The following is a 20931-nucleotide window of genomic DNA, read 5'->3' on the forward strand; positions in this document are numbered from 1 at the left end:
AGCAACTCGTGTTCTACCCGGGAGGGTTCAAAACGCGCAGGCGGGGCACTGGTGGCGGCCGAGGTTGCACCCGGTCGTCATCAGCCCTGGAGGGCTCGAAACAGGCGCGCGTACCCCAGGAGCCAGGCCAACCCTTACGTCGTCATCAGCCCAGGAGGGGTCGAAACCACAGCGCCACGTTGGCGATGGTGACGTGGACGTGGGTCGTCATCAGCCCAGGAGGGATCGCAACATCTCAGAGATCGCGTGGCTGATCACGTCGGACAGCGGTCGTCATCAGCCCGGGAGGGTTCGAAACGTGCGGGAGGCGGCGAACTGGGCGGCGTACTCCGAGTCGTCATCAGCCCAAGAGGGGGCGAAACTCGGGTTCGGGGTCGAGCCAGGTGGGCTCGCAGCATGTCGGTCATCAGCCCAGGAGGGTTCAAATCCGGTTCTTGAGTGGCGCGGCCTTGGCCTCGATCAGGTCGTCACCAGCCCAGGCGGGCTCGTAACAGATAGTGGAGCGTCAGTTCCTGCCGCAGCCGGTCGATCGTCATTTGCCCTGGAGGATTCGAAACATCGGCCCCGAGACGTGGCCGAGGGGTTCTGTCAGACGTTGCCATCAGCCCAGGAGGGTTCGAAACAAGAGCGGGCCCAGCGGATCAGGCACGGGGCACCGCCTCGCCATCAGCCCAGGAGGGTTCGAAACAAGAGCGGGCCCAGCGGATCAGGCACGGGGCACCGCCTCGCCATCAGCCCAGGAGGGTTGGAAACCGGAAGAGCGGCCCGTGAGGCAGCACGGTGAACACGCCGTCATCAGCCCAGGAGGGTTCGAAACAGGATCCACAGCGCGGCGCCCGCCGTGTCCTGCCGCGTCGTCATCCGCCCAAGAGGGTTTGCAACGACTCCAGGAAGGCCAGCCCGTAGCCCTCGGAGCGGATCCTCATCAGCCCAGGAGGGTTCGGAACCGGTGCCACACCGACGGCCGGCATAGCCGCAGACGTCATCATCAACCAGAAGGGTCGCAACTTGCGGGTGCAGGCGGAGGAGCCGACCGCGGGCTCTGGCCCTATCAGCCCAGGAGGGTTCGAAACACCTGGAGCGTGCGGCGGCGTATGGCGATATCCCCAGTCGTCATCAGCCCAGGAGGGTTCGTAACTGCGGTGGTGCGCATGGCCTGATGAAGGCAGCGTGTCGTCATCTGCCCAAGAGGATTCGGAATGGCCGCGGCAAGACCACGGCGATGATGCTGGCGATCGTCGTCATCGGCCGAAGAAGGTTCGAAACGTGGCGGAGGTGCCGGGCTCAAGGCCGAATAGTTCCGTCGTCATCAGCCCAGGAGGGTTCGCAACGCGGCGGCGCGGGCCTGCCCGTCGGCGGTCATCGCGGTCGTCATCAGCCCAGAAGGGTTCGCAACTGGAAAAGCTCGACGTACTGGTCGGTGTCCCGCTGCAGTCGTTATCAACCCAGGAGGGTTCGCAACACCATGCCGCCAGGGATCGCCTCCACACGAATGTCGTCGTCATCAGCCCAGGAGGGTTCGCAACCCGTACAGCGTCGCGCGGGCGCCGGAGCCACCGACGCGTCGTTATCAGCCCAGAAGGGTTCGCAACATGATGAGCAGCAGCCGAGTGAACGCCTCAGACTCGTCGTCATCAGCCCAGGAGGGTTCACAACGGCCAAGCCGGGGACGACAGGATCGCCTCCCACACCGTCATCATCAGCCCAGAAGGGGTCGAAACGTACTGGTGTACGGCTGGATGTCCACGCTATGCCCGTCGTCATTAGCCCTGGGGGTTCGAAACTAGTACGAGCGGCTGGTGGGCACGTTCTGGCGCACCGTCGTCGTCAGTCCTGGAGGGTTCGAAACGCCTTGAGGGTGTCGACGGCCTTGTAGACCCACGGGTCGTCATCGGCCCAGGAGGGTTCGAAACCGGTGGTGCTTGTACTGGTGGCGTACCGTGTCGAGGTCCTCATCGGCCCAGGAGGGTTCCAAATGCGGTCGCCTCCAGGTCGGTCTCACCGTTGCCGTGGAGTCGCCGTCAGCCCTGGAGGGTTCGAAACAGTGGCATCCGGACCACAAGGTCGGTTCGAACTGGGGTCGTCATTGGCCCAGGAGGGCTCGAAATAGGACCTGGCGGCCCTTGTCGAGCGCGATTTCCGTCGGTCGTCATCAGCCCAGGAGGGTTCGAAACGTGAGCATCGTCCGGATCTGAAAGGCTGTCGGGGCCAGCCCAAGAGGGTTCGCAACGAGCACTTGTTGCCCTTGTAGGCGATGCCCACCGTCGTCGTCATCAGCCCTGAAGGGTTTTTTTTGCAACGGGATCAGGAAGCCGCCGTCTGTGGGCACGTTCGAAGTCCTCATCAACCCAGGAGGGTTCGGCCCAGCTCCATGTCGGCCATCCGCGCGGCGACCAACGGCGTCGTCACCAGGCCATGAGGGTTCGAAACGCTACTGGTACGAGAATTAGCAGGTTCCTGTCGTCATCAGCCCAGGAGGGATCGAAACCCGTAGACGTCCATCCACAGCTCAAGCGCGAAGCCGGTCGTTGTCAGCTCTGGAGGGTTCGAAACTGCCACGCCCACGCCAGCCGGGTCGCTGCGGTGGTGTTTGTCATTAGCCGAGGAAGGTTTCAAAACGGGAAGACCGCGCTGTCCGGCGCCACCGTCTTCCAGCGGTCGTCAGCCCAGGAGGGTTCGAAACGTGTTGAACTTGAGCGGGTCGGCTGGGCCGTCGAGGTCGTCATCAGCCCAAGAGGGCTCGAAACGAGACCAGGACTTTCAGCCCGGTCTTCGGATTCCGCGTTGTCGTCAGCCCAGGAGGGTTCGTAACGTGGCGGAGGTGCCGGGCTCAAGGCCGAGGAGTTCCGTCGTCATCAGCCCAGGAGGGTTCAAAACTAGTGCCGGAATACCGCGACGATCAGCCCGTCCTTGTCGTCATCAGCCCAGGAGGGTTCGAAACGCGTACACCACGGCGAGGGCCCGCGCGCTGCTCTCCGCGACATCGACGAGCCGCTTCTGCCCGCCGGGGTCGTCAGGGTTCGAAACATGAGGTCCTCGTGCACGCCGGTGAGGATCACGAGCGTCTTCATCGACCTAGGAGGGTTCGCAACATGCGGGTGTTGAGGACGGACGTCCACCACTCCCGTCGTCATAAGCCCAGGAGGGATCGGCCAATAAAGGAAGAAATTCCTTGCAGCTCATAAGCCCAGAGGCCCAACGACCGGGAATCACGGACAAGGCTCCAGCCCTCCGCTAACTGGCCAGGTCACTCGCACAGACGCACGGGCAGCAACGCGGTGGCAAACGGGGGGCAACATAGCCGAGGATCGCCGGTTGGCCAAACCGGCGATCCTCCGCATCATTGATGCTCCACCGCCACTACCTGCCCGTACGTCGGAAGGCACCGCCACCACAACATCCACAGCTACCCAGTCCCGCACGCATCCGCGTCACAGCCGCACAAGGCGGCTACCCCGCCGCGTAGCTCGCGCGGAAGAGGTCCACAGCCCGCTCCACGTCCCGCTCGGACCGCAACTGCACCTCCAGGTCGCCCGTACCGTGGTGGCCGAGCCCCGTCACGTCCCGAGTGAAGCCGGGGACGAGGTCGACCTCCCTTAGGTCGGCCTTGAGGTAGACGAGGAGCTTGGTCTTCTGCGGCGGGCAGACGCAGGCGAAGTTCCGCAGGCGCTGATACGCGCGGTACTGCTTGCGCTGCACCCGGCTGACGCCGTCCCCGAGGCCGAGCAATACCTCATCGACCGCCTCCGCCAGCTCCGCCAGCGCCCCACTGTGCCCGCGGACCGGCAGCAGCCCGGTCGCTCGCCGGCGTACCCGCTTGGCCGCCGGCGTGCGCCCGGTGACGGAAGCCACGGTCTCAAGACCAAAGAGGTCCTTGCCGAAGAATCGGTAGCGGACCAGGTCGATGCTGCGGCGGTGCTCGCGTACGGCGTGGACGTCGTAGCGGGTGAAGTCGCCGGCGACGCAGATCAACCTGGGCGCACTCCACAGCACCTGGGCCGCGGTCGTGGCCCCGAGCCGGTCGCGGACCAGGTGCTGGAACTCCGCCCGGTGATCCATCAGCCAGCCGAGATAGAACAGCCCCTGGTTGATGACGCCGGAGTCCACACCGCGCTTGTACTCGACGACCACGGGAGCCCCGTTCTCGTCGAGGCCCAGCGAGTCGATCCGGCCGCCGTGGACCGGGCCGGTGCTGTACTCGCTTGCCAGGAACCGGACCCCGAGCAACTTCTCCATGTTGCCCTCGACGATGCTCTGCACATCGGCCTCGGCATCAGCAAGACGCGGCGCGACCTCCGTCACGCCGCCATTGGTGTTGTAGAGCTTCAGGTCCGGCACCGCCCCTCCCGTGCAGCCAGTGTGGCCGACACTCAACAGCAGGGGCTGTCGAATTTATTTCCGGGTACTCCGCACCCTGGTCCCGGAGATCTCCGGGACCCTACAATCGAGGCATGCAGGTCAGAATAGGACATTTCTAGATCGCGGGACATACGCGGGACGGCGCGGCTAATACTTCGTCAGATATCCCGCTGACCTGCGAAAACGTCTGGGAAGTGTCCGGCCTCCGGAGCCGTGTGCGCAGGTTCGAATCCTGCCGGGGGCACTCGCCGAGGATCAGCAGAAATCAACAGCTGACCAGGGTGGATGCCGAGAGAAGAGGGCGGGAGTCAGTCTCACTGACTCCCGCCCTCTCTCGTTGTCTCTCAGCACTCGCGACACACCTCCGACACACCTTGCCTATACGGCTGCCTGGCGGGGAACACCCGCCACGTCGGCGCACGCTTCGCACACGTTGCGGCATCCGCGGCGAACGCGATGCGGAGCGGGTTGACACGATCAGGCACCTCACACCGGAAATATGGATTCGCTGTCCGCCATCCACGTGATATGCGGCGCAAACATTTGACTTCGAGTATGCGAAAGACTCGTAAGCATTAGCTCATAAGGACGCTGTCTACGCTCGTACCGCATCCGCTCAATTATTTTCCAGTGGAAAGAGTCTAGTTTCCTCGGAACAGCATTACCAACCGAGTTCCACCGCAAGTGAAAGTACGGGAGGACCAAATTTTGGAACATACCTGGATAGTAGCGATCTTCATCATCAATATAGTAGGCGTGACTCTGTCGCTCATATCCTCCCGGAGCCTCTTTGACGGAGATCGAAAGCCTAATATTCTTGCCACTAAAATTACGTTGGTGGTCTTCACGCGTCGGCCGCTGTTCCCTGTAATCACGAACGAGGCGAGTGGGGCCTGATGAGGTCCAGCTAAGATGGCTAGAGTCAGAAGCGAGCAAATAGCTAAGCCCGGCAAGGGTGACAAAATGGAAGCTCGCAAGGTAGGCACCGAGAATTTGAGTGTGTTTCAATAGGGGATCCTCGATGTCAGTCCACATATCAATTTTCCCGCTAAACACGACGTGCTCGTCTGGATACGCACGTTCCCTGAGGAAGGACTTCGCTCGATTCGAAAAAAGCGATGCTGATGCACCCTCTGCACCTTTTAGATGCTCCAGCGAGCCTGACAGCCGCTGAAGATCATCGAATCCTGGAATCACTACCAAGATGTCGAGATCGGATGCTCGGGCGCCATGAGCAGCACCAGTCACGTTGAAGAAGCTCCCATAGCTAACGGAGCCCGCCAGGATGCCGGCAGTCTGCTGATCAATCAGACACTTCCTGACCTCATCTAGATCACGGAGTCTACGAGCCGTCTCTACTACGGCTTCAAATGGAGTGGGCCTACGACGCCCAGCTCCACTGGAGGCATCGTAAGCGGATATCGCCTGATACCTTTCATCCAAGTAAAGCTCTGCGAAAACATCCGACGGCCGTCCCGACCGCCCCTCGGTCATACCCCAGACCGCCAACGTGTCGGAAATTAGCTGCTCCTCTTGACTGTCATAATTGACAGCCAAGCGCGTCATAGCTTCAGCTAGAAAACTGGCTGCTATATCAGGCAGGTATGCGCCTTCATCGCTCACAAACCCAACACACTGAAGATAAGCATTGGCCGCCAAATCCCAATCCACTCTTTCCTTGGCGGTTGTCGCTATGCGCTCTATGGTGGTAGTCATATTGGCCCACCGAGTGAGAACGGCCCCTACTAATTCCACTGTAGGACCGATGACTCCTCTCTGCCACTCGGCGTACCCGCAGGGCGGGTGTTCACCGCAATCACAACGTAAGCGAAGATTGCGCCTCTTTTCCCGGGGCCGCAACCGTGTAGGAGCGCTCACCCCATCTGCGACGGTAGGCCCTCAACCTTCGGCTGGGTTGCATGCGACACCAAGCCACCGTGCCACCAGTCGCAGCACACTTGAGCATTGCTGCACGTCACAGACGGATGTTCGCTACAACAAGTCGCCCACCTCCACTAACGCCTTATCGATCTTGAGGTTGACTGCCTCTTCGTGACCATCAATGCAGCCGTTATATCGCCGATGGATCACTTCGGGGGGTTGCCAAACCGCCGAGCCACTCAGCGATGGGCACCCCGGCGTTCAACCACCGAGTGACGAGACGTGCCGGAGATCGTACGGGCGTCCGGCCAACGGCGAAGCGGCGCGCTCAGGCGGGCGCGCGTACTCCCGCGCCTCCTCCCACTCCCGCCAGTACGTGGATGAGCCGACCACTCCCCCGCGCTCGTTGCCGAAGACACGCCCCTCTTTCGCCCTCCCGAACTTCAGGTGATTTTGGAAGATCGCGACCAGGATGGGCGGGACCGGCCGGTCGGTGGTCGCCTCCCGCGCCTTAGACGTCATCTCACTTGGGTCGGATCACTCACGACATCACTCAACCGCCTAATCGCCGACTCTCACCAGCGACTTCATGTTCTTTCGATCGCCAAATGAGATGACGTCTTAGCGCTATATTTCGTGTTCAATATCCGTCGATAGCTGATTCGATCTCCAGAAGGATGTCTCTCAACTCGGGAACAACCTCCTCGGCCCTCATGTTGTTTGAGATTGCACGCACATTGACGGTCTTGTGCCCCTTCGCTGCCAATTTGCCGTTAAGGGATGATAGGATTTTCTTGGGTGGCACCATTCCCGTCCTGGTCTCCCTATCGCTCCACCATGTCTCAAACTCTGGAATGGCGGCGCGCGTCACGTCCATAGCGTGAGCCTTTGCGCTCACCAGGTCTGTTTGTCGACGATAGAGGAACTGCGCTTGCGTATCGATCTTCTGTTCTTGGATAGCCTCATCAAGAAGCTCATGAATCACCGCCACATCAGCGCCAGACAGGCGAGAAATAGCGCTGGGAACCAGGAAATAGCTCTCAAGTTCTTTCTTGCACCAGACATGGCAGTGCACTCCCGACTGCGATAGCACACTAGTTACATCGAACACCTGCCCTTCTGTTCGATTGTCTCGATCCAAAATTACATACACCTTCACGGAGTCGCCAAGCAGGCTCTCACTGAGAGTGGAAAAAGAGCCAGCTTGGGCCCACTGGTCAAATCCGCCGAGCGAAATAACCGCAACCCCTTTCTCTCCGGCGAGCCTCTTAGCTCCGACCTTACGCGCAACATTCCTCAAGACTTTCATATCTTGCCCCTCGACGAAGAGGGCTACCTTGGAACGTAGAGCTCGCGCAAGACCCAAGTTAAATCCGGTCCCTAGCGATTGACTAGCTTGCTCCAGAGACTTGGAGTCACGGAGGCGTCTAGCATGCTTTCGGGTCCTATCAACAAGGGTCACCGAGTCTCGTCGGGCCTCAGCAAGAATCTCAGGGGCATGCGTGGCAAGAATCCACTGCTGACTCCTCTCTTCCAAAACATTAACCAGCCTGCGCTGCAAGTCAGGATGCAGGAATACATCCGGCTCGTCCAGAACGAGCGTTTTGGCAGCCCTGTGACGAAAAAGGTGAAGCAGAAACTGAAGCCAAATTTGCAGCCCGTCACCAGCCCAGAAAAGCTCCTTGACTGACCTTGTAGCTGTCTCAGTAAAATACAGGTCGAGTTCGGCAGCCTCACCTGCCGAGCTAGCCTCGATGCTGAGATCTTGTATTTCTGGCGTATTTTCTAGAATGAATGACGTCAGATCAAAATATGCGTCAGCATCCTCCCTCTTGAGATAGTACAACTGGTTTCTGAAGTGACTGCTCGATAGTCGCGTTGTCTGGCTTTCTTTAACATACCTCTCGGTCAAAATGAGCTCCCGGTGCTGAACGGGCGTCAGCGTAGGAACAACACCAATCGAGGGCGTCAAGGATCGCGCAACAGCACTTGTACTCACGACGGACCCATCTCCATTGACCAAGCAGAAGAAGGGAGACTCATCCACCGGCCAAACGGATTTAAGGGTCGCGCCAGAGCTGAAGGTCAGCTCAAGTCGCGTTTCTGACTCTCGAAATTCATGCCGAATGTTCTCGCCTACGAAACCAGACGGGTTGCCGATCCCGCTAGAAAGGTGGTGCCCAAGAGCCCACCGATTTCCATCTAGATCAAACCGGTCTTGACAATTCCTGCGCCGCGCGAACGATACTTCTTCGGCCGCAAGGCGGAGGGCAGAGATAATCGTACTCTTACCAGCATTATTGGGGCCGACGAGAACCGCTTGCTGGCCGAAATTAATTTCGAACTCAGCGAAGCCCTTAAAGTGAGTCAGTCGAAGCTTCTTAAGCACCCGCCCACTGTAGTTTTCTCGCGCCGACAGCAACAGCGGTTTGGTCGAACGTCTGGTAGGAAGGTTGGCTACCCTGCCGAGCCTGCATCCGGGGCCCAACGCCAAAACCCGCTCCCAAACTGCCTTGGGTCCGTGCATGAACGCTCCACGGTGGCCAACATGGACGACGGCACCATCGCTGCCGCGGCCGTGCCACACATACGGCAGGCGGTGCGGCAGGTCAGCACGCTGCTCCCTGTGTAAGCAGTTTGGGCCCTGGTAAGCCCCGCCAACAGGCCGAGACTGGCATGCGCGCGACACACTCTGTGCCGCTGCCACTATCTGATGGGCTCCGCCGCAGGTCAGAGAACTATCTGGACTGATCGACACAATCACTCCGGAGCCGCATGCGCAGGTTCGAATCCTGCCGGGGCACCTTGAATGAAGTGCCTAAAGACCCCGCCATCAGCGCAGTAGCACGTCCCCACCGCCTGATTTAGGCGGTCGTCCGAAACGAACTGCACCCCACCGCCGGCTCTACTTGGGGCGACGGTGGCCGCGAGCGCGCGCGAGTTCACCGACCGGCGCCAGTGTGTGTCCGCCATCGCCCACGCACCACCACACGGCCGCACCGTCCCGCTCCGAGCCGTGGACGCCGAGGTGATGCCGGGGGCACACAGGCCAGACCTGCCAGGGTCCATTCGAGCAGGCTCTCCTGGATCATGATCACCAGGCTGGTCAGTGTCATGGCCGGGTCGTCGCACATGTTCGGCAGGACGGGGCCGCCCCAGTTGAGCCGTTCGCCATCGGCAAGGCGGACACCGGCTCCCACCGGGAACCAGTCCTCCAGGATCTCGATCTCCGGTTCGCCCTCGATCCCACGCGTGGGCAGATCGCGGGCCACGATTCGCAGCGCGGCGCGCAGCGTCGCCAAACGCTCGGGGGCGAGGTCGAAGCCGGGATCGAAGCCCACGTCGTCCAGGACGCGCCGGGCCAGGGCGGTCATCTCCGCCCGCGGCACCTCGGCCGGATTCCGCTCGACAACCTCCAGGACGGCGTCGGTGCAGTGGAACCAGTCGAGCAGTTCGCAGGCGAGGGCGACGACGTCCTGAGGGTCGAGATCGTCCTCCGCAGGCCGAGGTAGCCCCTTCGCATCAACTGCTCAGTAACCGCTTCGACTCAGCCATGACATTGCTCACCGGCCCAGTATCCGTACCTGTCACGGTTCCCCGACGGATGATTTTCCGGCATGCCGCCTGACGCACTCACCAGCGGAACTACGACCTCACCACTTGATCGCGGCCGTCACTCGAACAGGGTTCAGCGAGTGATCGTGGTCGACACGGGCCCGCTCGCGGCCCTGGCGGACGCCGACGATGCCCACCATGCGGCGTGCGCCTGCTGGTACGACAGCGCCCATCCCCGCGACCTCGTGATTCCTGCGCCGGTCATCGCGGAGGACTGTTGCAACGTTGGGTGACTCGGACAGCCACGACGAAGTGGCCTGACCCGCGCGGCCTTCCGCCTCTTCCCGACCGGCTACTACACCGGGTCAACTGTCCTGGCAGAACGGGAGACCCGCGACCACTGATGTCCCGCGCATGGGGCGGGGCCTGACCGCCCAGGCGGTTGCTAGGCGGTCGACGAGGAGCAGGCCCCGGCCGTTCTCGGAGTTCGCGTCCGGGTGAGCCAGTACCGGCTTACCCGTACCCGGGTCGGAGACGGCGAGCCAGTAGTGCCCGTCGGCGGGCCACAAGACGAGTTCGATGAGGTCCTCGTCTTCCCGGCAGACTCCGTGGCGGATGGCGTTGGTGACCAGCTCCGAGGTCAACAGGCGCAGGTCGTCACCGAGTTGGGGACGAAGGCCGTCCGGTAGCGATTCGGCGACGGCCTGCCTGGCCCGACGTACGGAGGTGGGGTGGGCGGGGAAGCGCCAGAGGGAAGGGACGAGGGGGATCTCGAGCATGGCGAACTCCACGGCTGTGTGAGGGGTTTGGGATCGCCGGTGGCCTACGCCCTGGTCGCGGGCGCACCCGTCCCAGGGCGGTCGGGCATGCTCGCGCGGTGCGCTTCCGGCATTGCGGTGTGTAGCGTGCGCGATACCGACAGTAGGACATTAGGGGCCATATTTGCCATGTGATTCGCAACAATGGCCTCAATACGGTGAACTGGTGCTCATCGGACCCATGCGACGAACGCCTCGCGCCACGGAAGGTAAGACATGCCACCTAGGACGATCCTCACCCAACGGCAGAAGCGCCTGGGAAGTGAACTGCGCAGGATGCGCACCACGGCCGGCATGTCAGCGGAGTACGCCGCCGGGCTCCTCGGCGTCGATCGGAGCAGGATCTCCAACATGGAGTCCGGACTGCGCGGAATCAGCGCCGAACGGCTGCGTACGCTGGCCTGCAACTGCGACTGCACCGACGAGAAGTACGTCAACGCCCTGGCCGAGATGGCGGAGCCGAGCGAAGCAGGGTGGTGGGAGCGCTACCGGGGCAGCTTGCCTCAAGGCCTGCTGGACATCTCCGAAACGGAGGCCAGCGCAGTGCGCCTGCGGGGCGCGAACACCGTACACGTGCCGGGGCTCCTCCAGACCTCGGCGCACGCCATGGCCATCTTCCGTGCAGTTGTCCCACAGCTTCCCGAGCATGAGGTCGCTCTCCGACTGGCACACCGTTCGGAGCGCCAGAAGGTGATCACCGGTGACAACCCGGCCCCGTACGTAGCCGTGATCCACGAGGCGGCGCTTCGCATGCAGTTCGGCGGACAAGACATTGCCCAGGCCCAGCTGGAACACCTGTTGGAGCTCTCCGAGTGGGAAAACGTCACCGTGCTCGTTCTCCCCTTCAGCCACGGTGCCTTCCCCGGAGCGGGACACACGGTCGTCTACACCGAGGGCCCTGTACAGCAGCTCGATACCGTGCAGGTGGACAACTCACATGGTCCTCTCTTCCTGCATGCTGACGGCCAGCTCGCGAAATATCGGGAACAGATCGATTTGTTGGAAGACTTGGCACTGTCCCCGGAGCAGTCTCGCGACTTCATTCGCCAGATCGCCCAACAACTATGAGGAGAAGCCAAGATGGCTGACATCACCTGGGACGCCCCGTTCTGCGGCGAAGGCAGTTCCTGCTTCCGCCTCGGCACCGACGCCGACGGCAACGGCTACATAGCCGTCAACGGCCAAGAGGACCACCCCCTGACCGACTCCCTCGAAGCCTTGCGCACCCTCATCACAGACATCAAGGCTGGCAAGGCCGACCACCTGCTGTAGGAGACGCCGCCGAAACTGCTCTGGTCCTGCGCCGCAGCATCGGTGTCCTCCTCGCCAAGGGAGTCCTCGACGCCCTCGGTGAGGACAGGTCCGTCCTCTTCGGCGAGGATCACGAGGAGACTCGCGAAATCACCGGCCGCTTCGCCCGGCTGCACCCCACGGAAGGTGTAGCGGCCCACGGCGAACCCCTCCGGCGGCCCCATACGACGCTGGATAGACGCAGGGCAGGATAAGTAGCATGAGCGAGCCTGTCGGCAAGTACTCGATCACCATCACCATGCCGCGCGACATCGCCGAAGCCGCCAAAGCGCGAAGCGGCTCCTCTGGGTTGTCCGCCTACGTCGCTGCAGCCGTCGCCCGCCAGGTCGAGCGGGACAACCTCAACGAACTCATCGCGTTGGCGGAGGCCGAACACGGCCCCGCCACCTATGAGGAAATCCAAGTTCTACGGGACCAGATCCATCAAGCCCGGAAGCAACAGGACCAAGGCTGAGCGCACTCCGCGTGACCCTCTCCCGCGCATCCCAGGTGGCACGCTGGTCCTTGGCAGCGAAGGGCTAGCCCAGGCCGTCCTGCGGGACCGCACGGTCACCGGGCGGTCAGTCCTGGAACCGGCCCGGCTGGGCCCAACCGGCGTACTCCCATGACGAGTTGGGCCGCAACGCGGGGCCGATCCCCGTCACGTCCGTTTCCTCCGCCCCCGCCCCGCCCCCGCCGCCCCCGGCACCCCCACCGACTGCCGCACAACCAACTGCGTCCCCAAAATCACGTGATCGCCCCCCGCCGCCCGCCTCTCCCCGTCCAAGGCCAGCCGTACCGCCGTGCGGCCCAAATCCTCGTACGGGACCCTGAGAGTCGTCAGCGACGTCGACAAGTCCGCCGCGAAAGGCACGTCGTCGAAGCCCATGATCGAGATGTCGCCGGGGACCTCCAGGCCCGCCTCCCTCAGTGCTGCCAGGACCCCCGTGGCCACCATGTCCGTGCCCGCGAAGACCGCCGTGAAGTCGAGGCCCGCCTTCAGGGCCTCGCGCATTCTGTCGTAGCCCGAGGCTCGGGTGTAGTTGCCCGGGATGTCCAACTCCTCGGCGTACGGGACGCCGTGGGCGCGCAACGCCTGGAGGTAGCCTGCCCGGCGTTGTTCTGCCGTGCTCATCGTGGGGGCGCCGCCCAGGAAGAGGATGCGGCGGTGGCCGGCCGACAGGAGGTGGTCGCCCGCCTGGAAGGCGCCGCCCCTGTTGTCGTACTCCACGACCGTCACCGGGAGGTCGCCCGGCAGGGGTGGGCGGCCGCACAGGACCAGGCGGGAGCCGGCCGCGTCCAGCGCACGCGCGTAGTCCGCCATGCGTTCGTGGTACGCCTCGTCCAGTACCGCGCCGCCGACCAGGATGACCGCCGCCGCGTGCTGCTCCCGCATCAGTTGGACCAGGTCGTGTTCGCGTTTCTGGTCGCCGTGCGTCGTGCAGACGAGGCTCAGTCGGCCTCGGGCCGCGGCCTCCTGTTCGACTCCCGCGGCCACATCGGCGAACGACGGGCCGATGATCTGGTCCATGACGAGGGCCACGGGGCCTGCCACCCCGCCGGACAGGGCCTTCGCGTGGACGTTCACCACGTAGTGCAGGGACTCGACCGCCGCCATGACACGGGCGCGGGTCTCGGCGGAGACGGGGTGGCTGCCGGCCAACGCCCTGGAAACGGTTGCCACCGATACGCCCGCCTTGGCGGCGACATCGCGGATCGTGCTGGGGCGGTCGCCCTCGCCCGTGTTCCGTCTGCGCTTGCCCGAGGTGGCGCGAGGGCCCGGTTTCCGGGCTTCGCTTCCGTTCTCCGTCACGTTCCGACGTTACTGCATCGCCGGTGCGTCAACCGGTCGCTGTGCAGCAACTCCCTCCTCTCCGAGTGGAAACGATTACACGCCTATCTACATGGAACATGGAACATGAAAACTGAAACCTACGCACTCCTTGCGAGATCGCTGTGCCATACCCGGTGCGCGGGCGGCAACCCCGCTGCCAGCAGGGCCAGTTCGTCCACCACCGTGCCGCCCAGGCGCGCGAGTTCGTTGCCCAGGGAGCCTGCGATGTGCGGTGTCAGGAACACGTTGGGCAGGTTGTAGAGGGGGGAGTTCGCGGGCAGCGGTTCCGGTTCCGTTACGTCCAGTACCGCGCCCAGGCGGCCGGAGACCAGTTCCTCGGTGAGCGCCTCGGGGTCCACCAGGGCGCCCCGGGACGTGTTGATCAGTACGCCGCCGTCCGGGATGAGGGCGAGCCGGTCGGCGTCGAGCATGCGGTACGTCTCCGGGATGTCGGGCGCGTGCAGGCTCACGATGTCGCTCGTGCGCAGCAGTTCGTCCAGGGGGAGGGCGGTCGCGCCCAGCGAGCGGGCCTCGGCGGCGTCCACGTACGGGTCGTACAGCGTGGTCGTCAGTTCGAAGGGGCGGAGCAGGTCCAATACCCGGCGGCCCACCCTTGAGGCCCCGATCACGCCGATCCGGCGGCCCAGGTTGCCCACGTGCGCGTACTCGCCGGGGGCCGGGTAGACCCGCTCGCGGCGGAAGCGTTCGCGCAGGCCGAAGGCGTCCTTTCCGGCCAGGAGGATGGCGGCCAGGGTGTACTCGGCCACCGGGAGCGCGTTCGCCCGGACCGCGCTGGAGACGGTGAGACCTCGTTCCCACGCCGCTTCGCCGATCAGGTTCCGGACGCTGCCCGCGGCATGGAGGACGGTGTGCAGGTGGGGTGCGGCGGCCAGGACGTCCGCGTCGATGGGTGGGCAGCCCCAGCCTGTGATCAGTATTTCTGTCTGCGCTAGTGCGGCGGTCGCCTCGGGCCTGGTGAAGTCCTGGACGACCAAGGTCGGGTCGATTCGGGCCAGTTCCCGGAGTCGTGCCAGCAACGCCGGCGGGAAGAGTTCGGGCAGGTGTACCGGGTCCATCGCGAACAGGGCGACCGGGAGGTGGGACGGGGCCACGGGGGGCTGGGGCGGCACGGAGGGCATGGGACTCCTGCTTCGGCGCGGGCGCACTGGGACCGGAACGGCTGACGGACTGACTGACTGACTGACTGACTCATGTAAACGTATTCCACGCTATGACCACGTCCTCGCGTCGGTCAATGGCAACGCCAGAAGTGCGATCAGGGGGCTGCGACTTTCCCGAACTGATACCGGAGCGGAAACCGCAGGTCATGGGCGTCTTGTTGTTACCTGTGGGCAAGATGCGCGAAACAGGAATCTCACGACCTCTTGCGTCTCGTCCGGACGCGGCCTACCGTCCAGCACGGCAAACGGTTACATGGCCCGGCCTAAGGAGCACGCTCATGTCCGTCAGATTCAGGCGCCCCGCACTCGCCGGAGTTGTCTGCGCTCTCGCGCTCACCGTCTCCGCCTGCGGCGGGTCCGGGTCCGGGGATGGCGCCTCGGGGTCCTCCGGGCCGGTCACCCTCGACTTCTGGGGCTGGGCGAACGGTCAGGAGGCGGTCGTCAAGGCGTTCAACGCGTCGCACAAGGACGTCCAGCTGAAGTACACGAAGGTGACCGATCAGCTGACGATGCAGAAGCAGCTGAGCAACGCCGTGAAAGCCGAGAACGCTCCCTGTCTGCTCCAGAACACCGGTGAGTACGTGACGAGTTGGGTCGCGCAGGGTGCGCTCGCCGACATCACGGACTATGTGGGGTCCAGCAAGGACAAGTTCAATCCGGGCTCGTGGGCCGTCGGGCAGGTCCAGGGCAGGACGTACGGCGTGCCGACCGCCTCCGCGCCCGCCTTCACGATCTACCGCACCGACCTCTTCAAGAAGTACGGGCTCAAGGCGCCGGCGACCTGGGACGAGTTCATCGCGGCGGGCAAGGTTCTGAAGAAGCACGGCATCAAGATCACCAACTACGCCGGTGAGGACCCCAGCACCCTGGAGGTGCTGGCCATGCAGGCCGGCGCCCACTGGTACGCCATCGACGGCGATGCCTGGAAGGTCGAGTTCCAGGACGCCGGCACCCTCAAGGCCGCGAAGGTGATCCAGGAGATCATCGACAACGATCTCAATTCGACGCTGTCGTTCGCCGATTACGCGGCCGTGCAGCGCAACTACGACAAGGGCGGCACCGCGACCCGGCAGATCTCCACCTGGCAGATGTCCGGGATGGTGCAGAACTTCACCGACTCCTTCGGCAAGTGGGCGATCGCGCCGTGGCCGACGTACAAGGGTGAGGCTCCGAAGACGCCAGCCGGGACCAATCAGAGCGGCAATCTGACCCTTGTATCGAAGCAGTGCGAGCACCCTGAGCAGGCCGCCGAGGCCGCGCTGTGGATGTCCACCGACACCGGCGCGGTCAAGACCATGGCGAGCCCGGAGACCGGCAGCGGCGTGATGCCGGCGCTGGCCGACAGCGACTCCTACATCCCCGAGGCGATCTCCGAGAAGCTGCTCGGCTCGAACTACCAGCCGGCCCAGAAGGTCGTGAAGGACAGCCTGTCGACCGTGACGACCGACTGGACCTTCGGTCCTGACTGGACCGCGATGTTCTCCGAGCTGCAGAGCCAGTGGGGCCAGGTGGTCGCCAAGAAGCAGACGGTCACCGAACTCCTGGCGCACATGCAGGAGTGGACGGTCAAGGACCTGAAGTCCCGCGGTATCAACGTCAAGGGCTGAGGCACATCCCGATGATTCGCTCCCTGCGCTGGAAGGGCGCCGCCTTCACGGTGCCCTTCCAGCTCGGCTTCGTCTTCCTCTATCTCCTGCCGATCGGATACGCCGTCTATCAGTCGCTGTACCACTCGCAGTCCTCGGGGCTCGGCCTGGGCGGCACCACCGACGAGTTCTCCGGCCTCGACAACTATCAAAAGGGCCTGACGGACCCGAAGTTCATGGGTTCCGTGCTGCGGGTCGTGCTGTTCGCGTGCGTGCAGATCCCGGTCATGCTGGCGGTCAGTCTGGTCCTCGCCCTGTTCCTGGACTCGCTCACCTCACGGGCGGCGAGCCGGTTCCGGATCATGCTGCTGGTCCCGTACATGATCCCGGGTGTGGTCGCCGCGGTCGTGTGGATCAACCTCTACAGCCCGGACGTCGGCCCGCTCACCCCGCTGGGCGATCTGCTCGGCTTCAGCTGGAACTTCTTCGCGCCGTCGATGGTGTGGCCGTCCATCGGCAATCTGCTGACCTGGCACGGCATCGGCTACAACATGGTGATCATCTACTCGGCGCTGCAAGGTGTGCCGCGTGAGCTGTTCGAGGCCGCGCGGCTCGACGGCGCGACCGAGTGGCGTATCGCGACGAGCATCAAGATCCCGTTCGTGCGAGGGGCGTTGGTGCTGACCGGCATGCTGTCGATCATCCAGATGCTGCAGATCTTCAACGAGCCCGCGCTGTTCCGGAACATCACTCCGCAGACGGTCGACGACAGTTTCACCCCGATCATGATCATCTACAACCAGGCGTTCAACGCCGGCAACTACCACTACGCCGCCGCCCTTTCGGTCCTGCTCGCCCTCATTCTCGGCGTCGCCTCCTTCCTCTTCTACCGGCTGACCTCGAAGGAGACCGACTGATGGCCACCACCGCGACGACCAGTGCCGAAAGGACCACCACCAGTGCCGCGTCCGGCGCTCGGCGTCTCAACCGGCCTGATCCCAGGGGAAGTTCGCGGGGCGGGCAGCGGTTCGTCCTGGTCGGTCTGGTGCTGGCCAGCGTGTACAGCCTGTTCCCGGTGTACTGGCTGATCATCGCCGCCACCAAGGACCGTACCGGCCTCTACCAGTCCAACGGGCTGTGGTTCTCCGGCTGGCATCTGTGGGACAACCTGCGTCAGGTGTTCACCTACGAGGACGGCATCTTCCTGCGCTGGACGGCCAACTCCTTCCTGTACGCGGGTGTCGGCTCCCTCGGCGGCACGCTGATCGCCCTCGCGACCGGCTACGGCCTCGCCCGCTTCGACTTCCCGGGGCGCGGTGCGGTGTTCGCGGCCGTGGTGGGCTCGTTCCTCATCCCGATCGCGCTGCTCACGCTTCCGCTGTATCTGCTGTTCTCGGAGATCGGGCTCGTCGACACCCCGTGGGCGATGCTGATCCCCTGTCTGATCAACCCGTTCAGCGTGTATCTGGCCAAGGTGTACACCGAGGCGACGATCCCGTTCGAGCTGCTGGAGGCGGCCCGTATCGACGGTGCCGGTGAGCTGCGGATCTTCTTCAGCATCGTGCTGCGGATGATGACCACGGGCGGTGCGACCGTCTTCCTGCTCGCCTTCGTCAACACCTGGAACGCCTTCTTCCTGCCGCTGACCGTCCTGCGCGGCGAGGAGAACTGGACGCTCAACCTGGGCCTGTACAACTGGTCCGGCAAGCGCGCCGAGTCCGGCATCGACCTCACCAGCCTGGTACTGACCGGCGCACTCCTCTCCATCGTCCCGATGGCGATCATGATGATCGCGATGCGTCGCTACTGGCGCACCGGCGTCACGATGGGAGCCCTCAAGTGACCATGCCCGGCACTGATTTGACGACCGTGCGCAATCCGGTCATCCGGGGTTTCGCTCCCGACCCGTCCCTCGTGCGGGTCGGTGACTGGTACTACGTGGCGACCAGTTCCTTCGAGTGGTTCCCGACGATCCCGATCCACCGCTCAAGGGACCTGGCGCACTGGGAGTACGCCGGACACGTGCGGGGCGCGGCCCCCGGCGACTCGCTCGTGGGGGTGCCCGACTCCGGTGGCGTCTGGGCGCCTTCGCTGAGCTGGGACGGCGAGCGGTTCTGGGTCGTGTACTCGATCGTGCGCTCGGTCGGCACGCCGTACTTCGACCTGGACACGTACGTCAGTACGGCTACGGAGGTCGACGGCAAGTGGTCGGAGCCTCGGCGGGTCGCGAGCCATGGCTTCGACCCCGCCCTCTTCCACGACGAAGGCCGGCTGTGGCTGCTGAACATGCAGAGCGATCATCGCCCGGGCGGGCAGCGGTTCGCCGGGATCGTGCTCACGGAGCTGGACCGCGAGACGCTGGCCCGGACCGGTGACACGCAACTGCTGCTTCAGCACGAACGGCTCATCGAGGGACCGAAGTTGGTGCGGCACGGCGGCTGGTACCTCCTCGTGCTGGCCGAGGGTGGTACGGGGTTCGAGCACGGGGTGCGGGTGGCGCGCAGTCGCGCGATCACCGGCCCGTACGAGCTCGACAGCCGGCCTCTGCTGACGACGCGGGACGACCCGTCGGTGCCGCTGCAGAAGGCGGGGCACGCGGAACTGGTCGAGACACCGGGCGGTGACTGGGTGCTGAGCCATCTGACGGCCCGGCCACTGCGTACCCCGGAGGGCATGCGCTGCACCCTCGGCCGGGAGACCGCGGTCCAGGCGCTGACCTGGGACGCCGAGGGGTGGCCCCGGCTGCGGCAGGGCGGTCATCATCCGGCGGTCGAGGTCGATGTGCCCACGCCCGCGACCGCCTCCCCCGCTCAGGCTGTGTCCCAACTCCCTTCCGTTGAAGAGCCGTTGGGCTGGCCCTGGAGCACCCTGCGGGGCGCGCCGGACCCGTCCTGGGCCGACACTGCCTCCCGCCCCGGCTGGATACGGCTGCGCGGACGGCACGGTCCCGAGTCCCGGTGGGCGTACAGTCTGCTCGCGCAGCGCCTCACGGAGCACCGGGCGGAAGCCCAAGTCACCGTCGAGGCGCGGCCGTTGACCTTCACGCAGGCCGCCGGGCTGGTCCTCCACTACAGCGCCGAGGCGTATCTGAGCCTCGACCTGACGTGGGCGGAGCCGGAGGGTGAGCCGCAGCGCGGGCAGCAGTGGCGCGAGGGCGCCGGGCGTACCGTTCTCAGCCTGCGGGAACGCGACGAGGACGCCACACGGCAGGTGGCGGTCGTCGAGGTCGACGCCAGCGGCCCGCTCACCCTCGGGGTGACCGTCGACGGCGCCGACGCGTCGTTCTGGTACGTCAAGGACGGCGTCCGTCAACCCGTGGGCCCGCCACTGGACTTCAGCCGGCTCTCCGACGACTACGGCTCCAGGCTGCGCTTCACCGGCGCGATGGCCGGGATCCACGCCATGGATCTCGTGGACGCCGGCTTCACGGCCGACTTCAGCGACTTCAGGCTCGTCTGCGAGCCTGAGGCGCCGTGGCGCTGATCCCGTACGGCGCCCTGCTCAGATGCCCCCGGTCGTCCCGCACGGTGACAGGCCCTGGTTGATCTCACGGGGAACGAGACACTCCTCCAGGAACGCCAGAGCACGCAGATGGTACGAGCGGGCCGCCCAGCCGAGGCTCAAGTTGTGACCGGCGTGCGGCTGGCGGTCGACGACGACGCGTGGTGCGGAGGTGAAGGCGCCGGTCAGCTCGGTGAGCGCGTCGGGGTCGTGCCGCCACCACGACTCGTGCTCCGCGAAGGTCAGCCGTACCGGTACGCGGACACGTGGGGCGAGGTCATGGAAGCGGTCGGGCCAGTGGGCGACGTCCGCGCTCTCGTGGGTCGGCATCGGCTCGGCCGGGACGGCTCCCGGGCGGAACGCGCCCGGCGGGTAGAGGTGCAGGGGGCCCCAGTTCCGCCGCCAGCCCCCGTTCCGCACTGCTTCGGGCAGGTCGCGCCGCTCGCCGTCGTACACATGGCCGATGCCCGACAGGTCCAGGCCGAGCAGGCTCTCGTCGGCGAGGGCCGCGGCCGTGCCGAGCGCCACCTTGGCTCCGAAGGAGTGCGCCAGGAGCAGGATGCCCGCGCCGGTGTCATGGCGGGAGGCGAAGTCCTGGAGGGCCGCGACGACGGACGCGGCCTGGTCCGCCAGACGCTGGCCCAGCGGCAGACGCTCGCCGGACACGCCGTAGCCGGGGCGGTCCAGGGCGAGGACGGTGTAGCCGAGGCTCGACCCGAGGGTCAGGAGCGACAGGCCGGGGCGCGCCCGTGCGTCGAAGTACCCGGCGTTCAGTCCGCCACCGTGCAGGGCCACCACCGCGGCGCGCGGTGGCGTGTGTTCCGGTTCGCTGAGCAGGGCGGACAGGGTCAGTCCTGCGGCGTCGACGGTGATCCGGCGGACCGGACGGGAGTCGTCTCCCAGCGCTACCGACGCGGTCATGGGTT

At 64.6% G+C, this 20931-nt stretch carries 18 protein-coding genes and 1 pseudogene; 8 read left to right on the forward strand and 11 right to left on the reverse strand.

The features are described 5' to 3' along the window. Positions 1-1827: 1827 nt before the first annotated feature. The 8 genes from ABZ855_RS19860 to ABZ855_RS19895 form a co-directional block, all read right to left on the reverse strand. Positions 1828-1956, reverse strand: a complete 129-nt coding sequence (locus ABZ855_RS19860; RefSeq protein WP_360808483.1) for a hypothetical protein — start codon at positions 1954-1956, stop codon at positions 1828-1830. Between the two features lie 920 nt (positions 1957-2876). Continuing rightward, positions 2877-3071, reverse strand: a complete 195-nt coding sequence (locus tag ABZ855_RS19865) for a hypothetical protein (protein ID WP_360808485.1) — start codon at positions 3069-3071, stop codon at positions 2877-2879. 379 nt (positions 3072-3450) lie between these two features. Further along, positions 3451-4338 carry a DUF5655 domain-containing protein gene (locus ABZ855_RS19870; RefSeq protein WP_360808487.1) on the reverse strand — a complete coding sequence of 296 codons (888 nt, stop codon included), beginning with the start codon at positions 4336-4338 and terminating at the stop codon, positions 3451-3453. A gap of 507 nt (positions 4339-4845) precedes the next feature. Next, a complete protein-coding gene (locus ABZ855_RS19875) occupies positions 4846-6075 on the reverse strand; it encodes a hypothetical protein (RefSeq protein WP_360808489.1) in 1230 nt (409 codons plus the stop codon). A 426-nt stretch (positions 6076-6501) separates the two neighbouring features. After that, positions 6502-6762, reverse strand: a complete 261-nt coding sequence (locus ABZ855_RS19880; protein ID WP_360808491.1) for a hypothetical protein — start codon at positions 6760-6762, stop codon at positions 6502-6504. 118 nt (positions 6763-6880) lie between these two features. Then, positions 6881-8767, reverse strand: a complete 1887-nt coding sequence (locus ABZ855_RS19885; protein ID WP_360808493.1) for an AAA family ATPase — start codon at positions 8765-8767, stop codon at positions 6881-6883. Between the two features lie 415 nt (positions 8768-9182). Continuing rightward, positions 9183-9614 (reverse strand): hypothetical protein, encoded by a 432-nt coding sequence (locus tag ABZ855_RS19890; RefSeq protein ID WP_360808495.1) that lies wholly within the window; start codon positions 9612-9614, stop codon positions 9183-9185. A gap of 546 nt (positions 9615-10160) precedes the next feature. Then, positions 10161-10574, reverse strand: a complete 414-nt coding sequence (locus ABZ855_RS19895) for an ATP-binding protein (RefSeq protein ID WP_360808497.1) — start codon at positions 10572-10574, stop codon at positions 10161-10163. Positions 10575-10829: 255 nt separating this feature from the next. Between ABZ855_RS19895 and ABZ855_RS19900 the strand changes: the two genes are divergently transcribed. From ABZ855_RS19900 to ABZ855_RS19915, 4 genes and pseudogenes are all read left to right on the forward strand, one after another. Then, complete coding sequence (locus ABZ855_RS19900) at positions 10830-11681, forward strand: helix-turn-helix transcriptional regulator (protein ID WP_360808499.1); 852 nt, start codon at positions 10830-10832, stop codon at positions 11679-11681. 12 nt (positions 11682-11693) lie between these two features. Next, positions 11694-11885 (forward strand): hypothetical protein, encoded by a 192-nt coding sequence (locus ABZ855_RS19905; protein ID WP_360808501.1) that lies wholly within the window; start codon positions 11694-11696, stop codon positions 11883-11885. 238 nt (positions 11886-12123) lie between these two features. Beyond that, positions 12124-12378: a CopG family transcriptional regulator gene (locus ABZ855_RS19910; protein WP_360808503.1), complete on the forward strand. Its 255-nt coding sequence runs from the start codon at positions 12124-12126 to the stop codon at positions 12376-12378. Positions 12379-12406: 28 nt separating this feature from the next. Next, positions 12407-12481 (forward strand): annotated as a pseudogene (locus ABZ855_RS19915) (DNA-binding protein); the annotation flags it as partial. Positions 12482-12564: 83 nt separating this feature from the next. Here the strand turns inward: ABZ855_RS19915 and ABZ855_RS19920 are convergent. Then, complete coding sequence (locus ABZ855_RS19920) at positions 12565-13716, reverse strand: LacI family DNA-binding transcriptional regulator (protein ID WP_360808505.1); 1152 nt, start codon at positions 13714-13716, stop codon at positions 12565-12567. A 119-nt stretch (positions 13717-13835) separates the two neighbouring features. Then, the gene (locus tag ABZ855_RS19925; protein ID WP_360808507.1) at positions 13836-14876 is read right to left on the reverse strand and encodes a hydroxyacid dehydrogenase; all 1041 of its coding nucleotides are present in this window, start codon (positions 14874-14876) and stop codon (positions 13836-13838) included. A gap of 320 nt (positions 14877-15196) precedes the next feature. Here ABZ855_RS19925 and ABZ855_RS19930 point away from each other — a divergent pair, with 320 nt between their 5' ends. Genes ABZ855_RS19930 through ABZ855_RS19945 form a run of 4 tightly spaced genes read left to right on the forward strand, consistent with a single transcriptional unit; the run spans position 15197 to position 19987 of the window. Further along, positions 15197-16525, forward strand: coding sequence for an extracellular solute-binding protein (locus ABZ855_RS19930; protein WP_360808509.1), 1329 nt, complete (start codon positions 15197-15199; stop codon positions 16523-16525). 11 nt (positions 16526-16536) lie between these two features. Continuing rightward, positions 16537-17421: a sugar ABC transporter permease gene (locus tag ABZ855_RS19935; protein WP_360808511.1), complete on the forward strand. Its 885-nt coding sequence runs from the start codon at positions 16537-16539 to the stop codon at positions 17419-17421. Then, positions 17421-18347 (forward strand): carbohydrate ABC transporter permease, encoded by a 927-nt coding sequence (locus ABZ855_RS19940; RefSeq protein WP_360808513.1) that lies wholly within the window; start codon positions 17421-17423, stop codon positions 18345-18347. Before ABZ855_RS19935 ends, ABZ855_RS19940 begins: the two co-directional genes overlap by 1 nt. A 17-nt stretch (positions 18348-18364) precedes the next feature. Beyond that, positions 18365-19987, forward strand: a complete 1623-nt coding sequence (locus ABZ855_RS19945; protein WP_360808760.1) for a family 43 glycosylhydrolase — start codon at positions 18365-18367, stop codon at positions 19985-19987. An 18-nt stretch (positions 19988-20005) separates the two neighbouring features. Here ABZ855_RS19945 and ABZ855_RS19950 read toward each other — a convergent pair whose 3' ends face one another. Further along, a complete protein-coding gene (locus tag ABZ855_RS19950; protein WP_360808515.1) occupies positions 20006-20926 on the reverse strand; it encodes an alpha/beta hydrolase in 921 nt (306 codons plus the stop codon). Positions 20927-20931: the final 5 nt, after the last annotated feature.

This window comes from Streptomyces sp. NPDC047042 (assembly GCF_040644035.1).
In the GTDB taxonomy this organism is placed as follows: Bacteria; Actinomycetota; Actinomycetes; order Streptomycetales; family Streptomycetaceae; genus Streptomyces.